General features: G+C 71.5%; 8 protein-coding genes. 4 read left to right on the top strand and 4 right to left on the bottom strand.

Features of this window, described 5'->3' with window-relative positions; translation table 11 throughout:
• Positions 1–236: 236 nt before the first annotated feature.
• The 4 genes from LCE31_RS27910 to pepN form a co-directional block, all read right to left on the bottom strand.
• Positions 237–575 carry a DJ-1/PfpI family protein gene (locus tag LCE31_RS27910; RefSeq protein WP_308042316.1) on the bottom strand — a complete coding sequence of 113 codons (339 nt, stop codon included), beginning with the start codon at positions 573–575 and terminating at the stop codon, positions 237–239.
• 199 nt (positions 576–774) lie between these two features.
• Positions 775–2,082, bottom strand: coding sequence for a cation:proton antiporter (locus LCE31_RS27905; protein WP_225019008.1), 1,308 nt, complete (start codon positions 2,080–2,082; stop codon positions 775–777).
• Between the two features lie 241 nt (positions 2,083–2,323).
• Positions 2,324–3,571 carry an MFS transporter gene (locus LCE31_RS27900; RefSeq protein ID WP_225019006.1) on the bottom strand — a complete coding sequence of 416 codons (1,248 nt, stop codon included), beginning with the start codon at positions 3,569–3,571 and terminating at the stop codon, positions 2,324–2,326.
• Between the two features lie 340 nt (positions 3,572–3,911).
• Positions 3,912–6,437 carry an aminopeptidase N gene (gene pepN / locus LCE31_RS27895; RefSeq protein WP_225019004.1) on the bottom strand — a complete coding sequence of 842 codons (2,526 nt, stop codon included), beginning with the start codon at positions 6,435–6,437 and terminating at the stop codon, positions 3,912–3,914.
• A 1,096-nt stretch (positions 6,438–7,533) separates the two neighbouring features.
• Between pepN and LCE31_RS27890 the strand changes: the two genes are divergently transcribed.
• From LCE31_RS27890 to LCE31_RS27875, 4 genes are all read left to right on the top strand, one after another.
• The gene (locus LCE31_RS27890) at positions 7,534–8,790 is read left to right on the top strand and encodes an ATP-grasp domain-containing protein (protein ID WP_225019002.1); all 1,257 of its coding nucleotides are present in this window, start codon (positions 7,534–7,536) and stop codon (positions 8,788–8,790) included.
• A gap of 182 nt (positions 8,791–8,972) precedes the next feature.
• A complete protein-coding gene (locus LCE31_RS27885) occupies positions 8,973–10,172 on the top strand; it encodes a ParB/RepB/Spo0J family partition protein (RefSeq protein ID WP_225019000.1) in 1,200 nt (399 codons plus the stop codon).
• A 75-nt stretch (positions 10,173–10,247) separates the two neighbouring features.
• Positions 10,248–10,655: a VOC family protein gene (locus LCE31_RS27880; RefSeq protein WP_308042315.1), complete on the top strand. Its 408-nt coding sequence runs from the start codon at positions 10,248–10,250 to the stop codon at positions 10,653–10,655.
• Entirely contained in the window at positions 10,655–11,722 is a 1,068-nt protein-coding gene (locus LCE31_RS27875) for an FAD-dependent oxidoreductase (RefSeq protein WP_225018996.1), read from the top strand. Before LCE31_RS27880 ends, LCE31_RS27875 begins: the two co-directional genes overlap by 1 nt.
• The last annotated feature ends 654 nt before the right edge of the window (positions 11,723–12,376 follow it).

Genomic DNA, 12,376 nt, shown 5'->3' with positions numbered 1-12,376 from the left:
GAAGGGAACGGGGGCGTGCGGGCGCGCCCGCGAGGGCGGTGGTGCCGGCGCCCGTGCCGTGACGACGGCGCCCGGCCGTGAGGACGTGGCTCGGCGCACGCGCCCGTGATGACTGCGTTCCGCTCTGCGAAGCGCTCTGCGAAACGGCGTACGGCGAGGGGGTGTTCGCCCGAGGGCGGGGGAGCCCCGGTGACTCCGGAGGGCGCGAGCACGACATCGCGACTATTAAATATGAATTATTGCGCGCCGCCAAGAGGCCGGGGAACTCCCGCCGCAACTGCTCGGCGCGCCCAGTGCGTGGTCGCCGGCCGCCCGTCCAGCAGGCCCGTCCTGGCCGGCGCGAACACGCCGGAACAGATCGTGACCAGCCTCGCTCCGCGTGCGTGGGCCCGCAGCAGTGCGTGCAGTACGGCGCCGGAGAGCGGTGCCTCCACCGGCGGCCACCCCGGGATGATCACGGTGTCCGCGCGATCCAGCGCGGCCAGGCCGCGCATTACGTGCATCGCGTACCCGGCTGTGGTGCGCACCTGACCGGGCGACTCCGCGCACACCTCGAACGCGTAGCGCGGCGGCACCCGGCCCGCTCCGTGCCGAAGACCTCGACCGCGCAACCGAGTTCGAACGTCGACCGCACCGACCGGACCAGAGCCACCAGCCGGCCGGCCCGCTCGCCGCCGAGAGATCCTCGAAACGGTGTGTTCCCACGCGCCGGACGGGCCCCGCGGCGGACACGTTCCGGCCGCCGGGGCCCGTACAGCGTTGTCTCAGGTTGTCTCAGAGCGGCCCCTCGCGGTGCCCTGCCGGATCGTCGGCCCGGGACGCGACGGGTACCGCGCGACCGGGTCCGTCCTGGAACTCGTCGGGCGCCTCCTCGTGGGGAGGCGGCGTCCGCAGCTTGGTGAACCGCAGGACGGGGCCGGTCATCGCGGTGGTCACCAGGGCCACCACGACCATGATGGAGTAGAACGTCGGGTCGATGAGCCGTGCTTGAAGGGCGACGGACAGGACGACGATCTCGGTGAGACCGCGCGTGTTCATCAGCACGGCGAGGGGGAACGCGTCGTCGTGCGGCGCGCCGAACGCGCGGGCGCCGGCGTACGCGCCGATCGCCTTCGTGCCGATCGCGACGGCCAGCACGGCGAGCAGTGTGACCAGTGTTCCCAGGCCGACCGCTCCTGAGAAGGCGACGTTCGCGCCCGCCAGCACGAAGTACAGCGGCAGCAGCCAGGAACTCGTGATCTCCATCCGTTCGAGCACCCGGCTGCCCGGGTGGTCCCGGCCCATGGCGGGCATGGCCCAGCCGAAGGCGAAGGCCCCGAAGATGAAGTGGATTCCCAGCCACTCGGCGGCGGCTCCGGACAGGACGAGCCCCGCGACGAAGAGGGGGAAGAGCAGGGCCGGTGCGGTGTCCTTGCGGCGGGACCGGCTCAGGACGCGGGACAGGAGGGGGCGGACGAGGGCCGGGAACGCCACCAGGTAGAGGGGCAGCAGGGCCAGCCGCCACTGGTCGCTGTGGTGCGCCAGCACCAGTACACCCGCCAGGCAGGCCCAGGCGAACAGGTCGCCGATGGCGGCGGCCGTCAGCGCCGTACCGCTCAAAGGGGCCCGGGTGAGTCCCCGGTCGGCCAGAATCCTCGCCAGTACCGGGAGCGCTGTGACGGAGACCGCGACGCCGACGAAGAGTACGAACGCGGTGTGGTCGCCCGGTGCGTACGTGCCGGCCAGCGGCAGCGCCACGAGGATGCCGCCCGCGAGCGGGACGAGCGAGGAGCCGATGGCGAGCCCCACCGCCGTACGCTCCCCGGGCCGCAGACGGGAGTTGTTGATGCCGTGCCCCATGACGCACATGAACGCGGCCAGGCCGACGTTGCCCAGTGCAGAGATGGCCGGCTTGGCGTCGGCGGGCATGAGGGCGCTGGTGACACTGTGGGGCAGTAAGGCGGGGCCGACGAGAACACCCGCCAGGATCTCACCTATGACGGCGGGCTGGCCGAGTCGGCGGGCGGCGGCTCCGAAGCAGGCCACGACGCCCAGCAGGATCGCGAGAGTCAGGAAAACATCGGTGATCGGATCACCGGTCATGGGCGTCTCCGTTGTGTTGTCGGACGCGTCTCTTGTCGACGCGAACCCGTCATGTGCGGGAGTGGGTGGGAGAGTCCCCACATACCGACCTGCCGCGTGCCGCGTGGCATGGGTGATCGGCCCAGGACCGGGCGGGCCGGCGGGTACGGCACGCGTACGCGCGGTGTGATGCGTGGAAAGCGCGGCCCGAACGGCCCGGCGCGGTACCGCGGTCGCTGCCGCCCGCGGCACCGCGCCCCTGTCACGGTTTCAGCGTGGACGTCTCCTCGTCGTCGTGTACGTCAGGCATCGGAGCGGGCATGGCAGGCTCTTGTCGGGTACGTGCCCCGGCACGGAGCGCGAGGGTGAGCGCCGCGGCGGTGGCACACACTTCGATGGCGGTGGCGGTCCACCCCACCGCGGTCGCACCACCGCGGCCGATCGCGATCGACCCGAGGAACCCGCCCAGCGAGATGCCGAGGTAGATCGCGCTGCCGTTCAGCGACAGGACGACGCCTGCCGAGTCCGGTGCGAGCTCGACGAGACGGTGCTGTTGGATCGGGGCGAACGACCATCCGAAGATGCCCCAGACCACCAGTCCGACCAGGGCCCAGCCGGCTCCGGTCGCGCCCCGTGCCCCCAGGGAGCCGAGCAGGCCGAACGAGGCGAGCGCGATCGTCAGCCCGCCCGTGCTCACGACAGTGAGGCGGGACGTGGGCAGCCGGTCGGCCGCCCGTCCGCCGAGGGCGTTGCCCGAGACGGCGGCGACGCCGTAGACCGCAAGCCAGATACTCAGCGCGCCGCCGTGGATGCCGCCCAGGGTGGCGAGCACGGAACTGAGGTAGGTCAGCAGGGTGAACGCGCCGGCGATCCACAGCATGGTGACCAGGAGAGCGCTCGGCACCCCGGGGGCCCGGCCGGCGGCGACGCGCGCCCTGACACCGGCCGTGGCGGCGGCGCCGAGCGGTGACAGCCAGATCGCCAGCCCCGCGGCGGACAGCGCGGTGAACACGGCGATGGCGAGGAAGGTGGTGCGCCAGCCGAACGCGCCGCCCACCAGGGTGCCGAGAGGCACTCCGATCGCCGTCGACATCGCGATGCCCGCGCTCACCGTGCCGAGTGCCCTGCCGCGTTGGTCCGACGGCACCAGGGCCGGAACCGCGGCCGCCGCGGCGGGGGTGAAGGCTGCCGCGCTCAGTGCCGCCAGCACCCTGAGAGCCATCATCTCGGGGTAGGAATGCACCAGTATCATACAGGCGTTCGATAGTGAGAACACGGAGAGGCTGGTGACGAGGACCGGCTTGCGCTGCCACGAACCGATCGCCACGGCCAGCAGAGGGGCGCCGATGGCGTAGGTCAGGGCGAACACCGTGATGAGCTGGCCGGCGTCACCGTCGGAGACTCCGAGGTCGTGGCCGATCTCCGGCAGCAGACCGGTGATGACGTATCCGTCGGTGCCGATGGCGAATGTCCCGACTGCCAGGAGCAACAGCCAGACACGACTGAACATGAAAGTGACCTCCCGGACACGGTACGCGGGGAAGAGGCCGGCACGCCGGGGTGTGACCGGAGTCGATGGGAGAGGGGACGGAGCGCCGTACCCCCCGAAACCTGGCTGTGCGAGGTCGGCCCAGAGAGAGTCTGTCGAGGCGGACGGCGCTCCCGCAACCGGCAGAACCGACAGGGACCGCAGGGTTTCTGCCGCTCACCAGCCGACTGACGGGAAGTGAGCGGAATCGCGGCCGCGGGCGGTTGCCCCGTTCGGCCGTACGGCCGGCGCGGGTCGCGCCCGGCCCTACGGGCGCCGTGGGCCGCCTTCGGCCCTACGGGCGGCGCGGCTCCCCCGGCGGTTACAGACCGGAGCGGCGAGCCGCGACGGCGCGTGCTTCGGCCGCCCTGGACAGGTCGTCGGTCTGGTCCGCCATGGCACGGCGCAGAGCGGTCGGCAGATCCTGCGAGGCCAGCAGCCGCCGGGCCGCGGCCACGGTGGCAGGTGTCGCGAAATGGCGTGGGTAGAGGGCCTTGACCAGCAGATCGAGGACCAGGTCGCCATGGTGTTCGGCGAGTTTCGGCGCTTCGTCGAAGAACCGGCCGGCATAGTCCGCGATCAGGTCCGCCTGCTCGGGCTGCCAGAATCCGGCCGCCAGAGACAGCACTTCGTAGTTCGACCTGTCGCCCGAGGAGAAGATCGTGTTCCAGGCCTCTTCCTTGGCAGCGGCCTCCGGCAGCGCGGAACGGCACTTGAGAGCACCCTCGTTGGCCTGTTGGCCCGGCTCCCGGGCATGGGCCCGCGCGATGTCCGGCGCACTGTAGGCACCGAGCACCGACAGCCTCAGGCGGATGCGCCAGCGCAGGTCGCCGTCGAAGAGCGGATCGGACGGAGCGTCCGCGTCCGCTCCGTCGTCCGCGAGAAGGCCGAGCAACTCCGCGGTGTCGTCGGAGAAGTCGATCAGCGCGCGCAGCAGCGTCAGACGGACCGGGTCTTGCGGGGTGGTACGTTCCAGCCTTTCGCGCAGGGCCGAGGCCACTGTCCTCATCGCCTCCGGCCGCTCGGCCGGCAGCAGGAACCGGTCGACCACGTCGAACCGGGCTTGCTCCAGGACTTCCGTGAGGATGGACAGTTCGTCCTCCTCGGCGACCATCTTCGCGACCAGCGCGACGTGGGAGGCGGCCGGGTACACCCCGTCCTGAACGGACAGCAGCAACTGGCACCACACCATGGCCCGGTTGATGGGTGACAGGTCCGGCAGGAGGCGGGGGAGCGCGGCGAGCGACGCCGCGTCGAAGCGGATCTTCGCGTACGTCAGGTCGCCGTCGTTGAGCAGGAGCAGATCCGGTGCCCGCAGCCCGACGAGGTCCGGAAGTTCGGTGCGCGGGCCCGTGAGGACGGCTCGCACCAGGTCGGACCTCCCGTCGGGCCCGTACAGGCCGATGCCCAGGGTGTGGTGGCGAAGCACCGGATGGCTGGGCGGCGCCGTCTGCGTCACGGCCGCCGCGGTGATCCTGCCGCCCTCCGTGGTGATCTCCGCCTGGAACGTGTTGACGTTGGCGTTCCTGAGCCAGGTGTCCGACCAGTCGCCGAGATCCACTTCCGTTCCGGAGCCCGCGACCGAGCCCAGAGCCGTCAGGAAGTCGCTGTATGTGGCAGTGGAGTGGGCGTGCCGCTCCATGTACGTGCGCAGTCCCGCGCGAAGGGCGTCGTCGCCGATCGTCGCGGCTAGCTGGCGCAGCGCGGAGTGCCCCTTGAAGTACGAGATGCGGTCGAGGCCGAGCAGGGCCGAGGCGACATCCTCCGCCTCCAGGCTGACCGGGTGGGTGGAGGGGCGCTGGTCGGCGAGGTACGCCTGTCCCTTGCGCCGTGCCGCGAACGTGGTCGGCGGGCCGGTGAACTCGGTGACCTCGCTGGTGATGCGGTGCGCGAGGTAGTCGGCGAACACCTGACCGAGCCAGGTGTCGTCCCACCAGGCGTTGGTGACCAGGCCGGCCATCCACATCAGGGAGATCCCGTGCGCGAGGACGACGGCCCTGGTCTCCCGCTCGCTGCGGGAGGCGGCCGAGCTGAACACGTACTGCTCGCGCAACAGCACGAGGCCGGGGTGGTCGAGCGAGAGGACGCTGAACTCGGGCACGAACATCTGGTCGAACTTCGTGCCGGGATAGGCCACTCCGAACAGCCGCCGGCACTCGTCGAGGCACTGGCGGGTCACCGTGAAGAGCTCGTCGATGTCGCCCTTCAGCGCCTCGCTCAGGGAGGCCCGGCAGTGCAGGCCGAGCCGGATGTCGCCGTGCTGCGCGGAGAAGGACTCGAACGGCCCCGCCGCCACCGTGGTGAGGTAGGTCGCCTGCGGCGCGGTCGGGCCGGCCCGCCAGTGACCGGGCGAGACCTCCGAGGTCTCCGCCGTGGCGAACAGCCGCCAGTGGGACGGCACGGTGACGGTGAACGTGAACGGCGCCTTGAGATCCGGCTGATCGAAGCAGGCGAAGATCCGCGGGGCCTGGTCCACATAGGGGAAGCCGTACACGTACTCCTCGCCGTCCGCGGGGTCGCGGTAGCGGTGCAGGCCCTGGTTGCTGTTCGAGTACCGCATGTCCGCGGTGACGACCAGTTCGTTGTCCGCCGCCAGATCGGTCAACGGCAGCCTGCCGGACGCGAGTCGGCTGAGGTCGACGGGGCGTCCGTTGAGCGTCGCGGACACCGGCCTGTCGGGGTGCAGATCGACGAACGTGCCGGCGCCGGGCCGCGGCGAGCGGAACCGGATGGTCGTGACGGAGCGGAACGTGTCGGGGCCTGTGGTGAGATCGAGAGCCACCTCATAGGCGTCCACGGTGATCGTGGCCGTGCGTTCACTTGCCTCGGACTTCGTCAGGCTCGGCATGACGGACCTCCTCCTTCGGTGTTCTGCGGCGGGGCCCGGCGGTTCTCCGGTGTGCGCGGGCGACCGGACGGGCGGGTGGGGCGTGACACGTGACGGTGCGGAGCGGCGGGCGTGAGCGGGCGGCGGGTGTGAGCGGGCTTGGGCACTGTTCGGACGGGACCGGACGGGGCCGCGCGCGACATGACCGGACGTGACGCGACCGGACGGGGCCGGGCGTGACGCGACCGGACGTGACGGGACCGACCGGACATGACCGGACGGCGGACCGGACGAACTCGGCCACGGCACCGACTGTTTCGGCTGAATTTCGCTTCGGTTACAGGGGCCCGAGGGCCCGACGCAGACCTCCGCGGTGCGGAGGACTGTGAACGAAAGCGCCGCCCCATCGGACACGTTGGCTCCGTCGGCCCCAATTCCCTCCTCCGCATCATGGTCGATGTATCAGGGGCCTCGCACAAGGGTCGCGTTTGTCCGGTTGCGCATACGAGGGAAAACCTGTATTCGCAACCGGACTCCCGTGAAGTCGACAAGGCAGGGCGGTGGGGCGCGAGTGGCTGGAGGGGGAACCGAGATGTCAGGGGTGCGGCCAGGAACGTACGTCGCGGAGCGGCATTCTCCTGGTCGTGCTCTTGCCGAATGCATACGGTCGGGAAGACGTTAATCGGAGTCAGCGGAAAGGACGACCGGTGGGCCGACGCTGGGTGCGGGAAAGTATGGATAGTCTTATTTGCCCAGCTGTGGAGTGCTGTTCGACTGCGCAAAGTGCGCAGCTGAACGTGCCCACGGGACGCTTCCGGTGGCTAGGCTTGGCGGGCCTCCTCGCTACGGAACCCCTCTGACCATGTGTTTCTGCGGTGGCCGCCCGGCGTGCAGGCGTCGAGCGAGCTTCCCCACCGTGCGGTGCCGCGGCCATGGCGGACGCGGAGGGTCCGAGGCGGGGACGGTCGGTTTACCGTCCACGCGCTATGGGCTCGATAGGTCGCGGAATGCTCGGTAGGTTTACTTCGAAGCGCGTAGCTTCACTTCGAAGTGCAATGTTTCATAATTCATGACTTCGATCCGATCGACTCCGGCTGAAGTAATGAAAGGCGGCATTGTGACGAGCCAGGAAAAAGACGAGAAGAACGCGAAGCCTTTGCTGATCCTGGTTGCATCGGGCATGCAGCCGTATCGCGAATACCTGCTCAGGTCCATAGCCTCCCGGTTCAGGGTCCATCTCCTGCACACCGAGGAGCCGGGCTGGGAGAAGCCGTACCTCGACGGCTGGACGGTCCTGAAAGACACCTGTGACGGCTTGGCCATGGCCAAGACCGCCGAGGCGCTGCACGACAGCACCCCCGTGAGCGGAGTGCTGTGCTGGGACGAGGTCCGCATCCACGCCGCCGCGTACGTCGCCGAGGCGCTGGGGCTGCCGGGCGGTGACCCGGCCGTGGTCTGGCGCATGCGTGACAAGGCGCAGACCAGGGCAGCCCTGGCCGCCACGGCGGTGCCGCAGCCGGCCTCGAAGCCCGTCGCGACGCTGGACGAGGCGCTGCGGGCCGCCGAGGAACTCGGCTACCCCGTGATCCTCAAGCCGCGCGGTCTGGGGGCCAGCCTCGGGGTCATCAGGGCGGAGGACCCGGACGCGCTGCGTGCCGGGTTCGCGTTCACGAGCTCCATCGACGTGCCGGCGTCGGTGATCTACAACTCGCCCGAGCCCTATCTCGTCGAGGAGTGTGTGACCGGCGAGGAGATCAGTGTCGACGCCGCGGTCCACGACGGTGTCGTGACGCCGGTCTTCGTGGCGAGGAAGGTGGTCGGCTACCCGCCCTACAGCGAGGAGATCGGCCACTTCGTCGACGCGGCCGATCCGCTGCTGACCGATCCCGTGCTGGGGCGCGCCCTGTCCGACGCGCACGCGGCGCTCGGCTGCAAGGACGGCTGGACGCACACCGAGTTCATGCTCACCGCGGACGGGCCCCGGCTCATCGAGGTCAACGGGAGGCTCGGGGGCGACCTCATCCCGGCCATCGGGCAACTCGCCACGGGCATCGACCCGGGGATCGCGGCGGCGCAGGTGGCCTGCGGCCTGCCGCCCGACGTGCGGCCGAGCCGCCAACAGGTCACCGGTGTGCGCTTCTTCTACGTGAGCGAGGACGACTCGACCATCGAGTCCGCCGGTTTCAAGGAGCCCCTCCCCTCCGCGATCGACGAGGCGGTCACGCTCGTGAAACCCGGTGCGGTGGTCTCTCCGCCGCCGAAGGGCACGGTCTGGGGCCGGATCGCGTACGCCACCTCCGCGGCGCCCTCACGTGAGAAGTGCCTGGCCGCTCTCGACGGTGCCGAGGCCGGTTTCGTCGTGAAGACCAGGTAGAGAAAGTCCGGCCGACCGCCGGCGCGGGGTGGAGGGGCATGCGCCGCGCTTCCTCACCGCGCCGGCGGCCGGGAATTCGCCGTGCCCGGCGACGGTGTGGCGGCCGGCACGCGGGCACGGCGGAACGCGGCCGAGCACGTGAAGGATTGATAACCGCTCTCTGGGACGTGAGGGTACGGCAGATGGAATTAGTAGTGCGTGTTTCGGTGGATGCCTTGTCGCCCGGCGTGTCACCGCGCTTTGTCAAGGAGGATGAAGAGCATATCCGACGGCTGGCGGAGACGGACGACGAATTACCGCCGATCCTGGTTCACCGGCAGGGGATGCGCATCATCGACGGCCTGCACCGCTATCGGGCGGCGATCCTGCGCGGTCAGACCTCGATATCGGTGAAGTTCTTCGACGGTTCGGACGAGGAAGCGTTCATCCACGGTGTCAAGACCAATGTCACCCACGGACTGCCGCTCTCGCTCGCCGAACGCAAAGTGGCGACGGAACACATCGTCAGAATGTGCCCGCAGCTCTCCGACCGGGCCATCGCGGGGATGGTCGGACTGTCCGCCACGACGGTGGCCGTCGTCCGAGGGCGTTCAGGTGTGCAGAACGACCAGTCGAACACCCGGATCGGCCGGGACGGACGGGTCAGGCCGAACGACGCCGAGGAGCGCCGCCGACGGGCGCTCGACGTGATCCGGCGCTACCCGGAGGCCTCGATACGGGAGATCGCCAGGGCCGCGGGCGTATCGGTGGGCACGGCACACAGCCTGCGGGCCGGCACGCTGAAGAAGCAGGCCGAGCCCGCGGGGCAGGCACAGCCCGAGCCGGACCCCGATCCGGGCCGCGCCGGAACCAGACCTTCGCAGGAGCCCGGACCGGGGGAGCGGCGAGGGCCTGGTTGCGGCGCGTCCTTGGGCGAGTCCCCGGACGCCGGCGCCGGCCAGGGCATGGGAACCGATCGCGGCGCGGGGGAGCGCGAAGGGTCCCGGGCCGCACCGCGCGTCGACGGCCAGGACCGCGACACGGCGGCCGCGCCGGACATCCCGGCGCCGGCCGACGACACGCGTCCCGGCCGGGACGCGGTGGTGACGCCCGCCAGGACGCTGCGAGCCGGGCCGTGGAAGCCGAAGGCCTCCTCCGGCGACGTGTTCGCGTGCCTGGAGAACCTTCAGCGTGACCCTTCACTGCGCTTCACCGAACGAGGCCGGGCCGTCCTGGTGTGGCTGCGGCGCCGGGTGATCACCTGCGGCGAGGGCGAGCGCGAGCTGAGCAACATCCCGCCCCATCTGCTGCCGGTCATCGCCAATCTGGCACTGGAATGCGCGGACGAGTGGCGGCAGCTGGCGGACGAACTGCAGGCCCGTCTTGAACAGGTGGGCCCGTAGCGCCCGGCCCCGGAACGCCGGCCTCGAAGTGGGAGGGACATAAGGGGATGAAGTGTGATCATCAAACTTGATCATGTGGGAGTCGCGACGGGGGACCCGGAAGGGGCCGAGCAGCTCCTCAGGCTGCTCGGCCTGACCTCGGGGGACCACGGAGTCGCCCCCGACTACGGAGTGGCCTGTGCGTTCTGGTCGCCCGCCGGGGAAAAGGCCGCGGTGGAGCTCGTGTCCCCGGTCGGCGGCGCGGCAGCCGCCGTCCAGGGCAGGCTGGACCGGGAAGGCCCCGGGCTGTACCACGTGGCATTCGAAGTGGACGACGTCGAGGCCGAGTTGACCAGGCTCCGGCGCGAAGGGCTGATCATCGTCGACCAGGAGCCGCGGGCCGGGGCGCGACCGGGCATGCGGGTCGCCTTCGTCTACCTCAGGCGCCCGGCGGCCCTCCTGGTCGAACTGGTCGAGTACCAGCGGCGGGGCGGTGGTCCCTGATGCGCGTCGCCGTCGTCGGTGCGGGGCTGGCGGGAGCCGCCCTCGCCTGGCGCCTGACCCGCAGGGGCGCCCAGGTCGAGATCTTCGCCCCGCGGGGCCCGTACGGTCAGGACGCGACGAACGCTTCCGGCGGGCTGGTCCGCGGCTTCGAACCGGACCCGCTGGACGCCCGGCGGGCGGCCTGGAGCCTCGCGGAACTGCGGGCGGACCCGGTGCTGCGGGCATGGGCCGGATACCGCGAACTGCCCTCCGTCTACGCGCTGCCGCCCGACGCCGACCCGGGCGCCGCACAGCGGGCGGTGGACGCGGTCGACGAGCTGATCCCCGGTTCTGCCCGGCTGAGGCAGATCACCGGGCCGGCCGAACTGCCCGCCCTGCCCGGCCTGGCGGTGGGCACCCTGGCCGTACAGGAGCGGTACGCGGGATACATCTCGCCGGGCCGGCTGCGCTCCGCGCTGCTGGCCGCCGCGCTCGCCGGGGGCGCCAGGCTGCTGCCAGAACCGGTGACCGGGGTCGATCCCGCCCCCGCGGTACGGGTGGCGGGCGGCGCGGAGCACCGCTGTGACGCCCTCGTGGTCGCCACGGGACCCTGGACCCCACCGCTCCTGGCCCGGTGGGGGCTGCCCGGCCAGGGGCTGCGCACCCGGCAGATCCAGTACACGCTGGGCCGGGCGGAACCGCCCGGGCTCGGCGCTTTCGTGGACGACAGCTCCGGCCTGTACGGCCGTGTCGTCGGGGCCGGGCTGCTCCTGCTCGGGCTGCCGACCCGGCACTGGCAGGTGGTCCCCGGTGGCATCGCGGTCGACACCGCACTGGCCCGGGAGGTCGTCGTACGGGCCGGCGAGCGGCTGGGGCTGGTCGACTGGCCGGGCGCACACGCGAGGACCGTGGCCTCCGCGGACTGCTATGCCGGGGAGGGCGGCCTTCGGCTGCGCCGCCTGCTGCCCGACACCGCCGTGCACACCTTCACCGGCGGCAGCGGCGGGGCGGCCAAGACCGTCCTGACGGCGGCGCACGACGCGGCGGCCGAACTGTGCCCACGCGCCGCCCGCGGCACCCGCGCCTGACGGCCGAGTCCGCCGTCGGCGGTCCCCGTGTCCGGGCGCCGGGCTCGCCGTCGGCGGGACCCGCGCTTTACGGCCGAACTCGCCCTCCGCGGCACCCAGGCCTGACGGACGAACCCGCCGTCGGCGGTCCCCGCGTCTGACAGCCGGGCCCGCCGTCGGCGGAACCCATATCTGAGGGTCGAACCCGCCGTCGGCGGGCCCCGTGTCGGGCGGTCGAACTCGCCGCCTGCGGAACCTGCGTCTGAGGGTCGAATCCGTCGTCGGCGGGCCCCGTGTCTGACGGCCGAATCCACCGTCGGTGGCACCCGTGCCTGGCGTCCGCACTCGCCGCCGGCGGCTCCCGTGCCTGACGACCGCACTCGCCGTCCGCGGCACCCGTGCCTGGCGTCCGCACTCGCCGCCCGGCGGCGCCCGCGTCTGACGGTCGAATCCGTCGTCGGTGGCACCCGTGCCTGGCGTCCGCACTCGCCGCCGGCGGCTCCCGTGCCTGACGACCGCACTCGCCGTCCGCGGCACCCGTGCCTGGCGTCCGCACTCGCCGCCCGGCGGCGCCCGCGTCTGACGGTCGAATCCACCGTCGGTGGCACCCGTGCCTGGCGTCCGCACTCGCCGTCCGCGGCACCCGTGCCTGACGACCGCACTCGCCGTCCGCGG

This window comes from Streptomyces sp. 8L (assembly GCF_020176795.1).
Taxonomy (GTDB): domain Bacteria; phylum Actinomycetota; class Actinomycetes; order Streptomycetales; family Streptomycetaceae; genus Streptomyces.
This window is presented reverse-complemented; position numbering and strand designations above follow the sequence as displayed.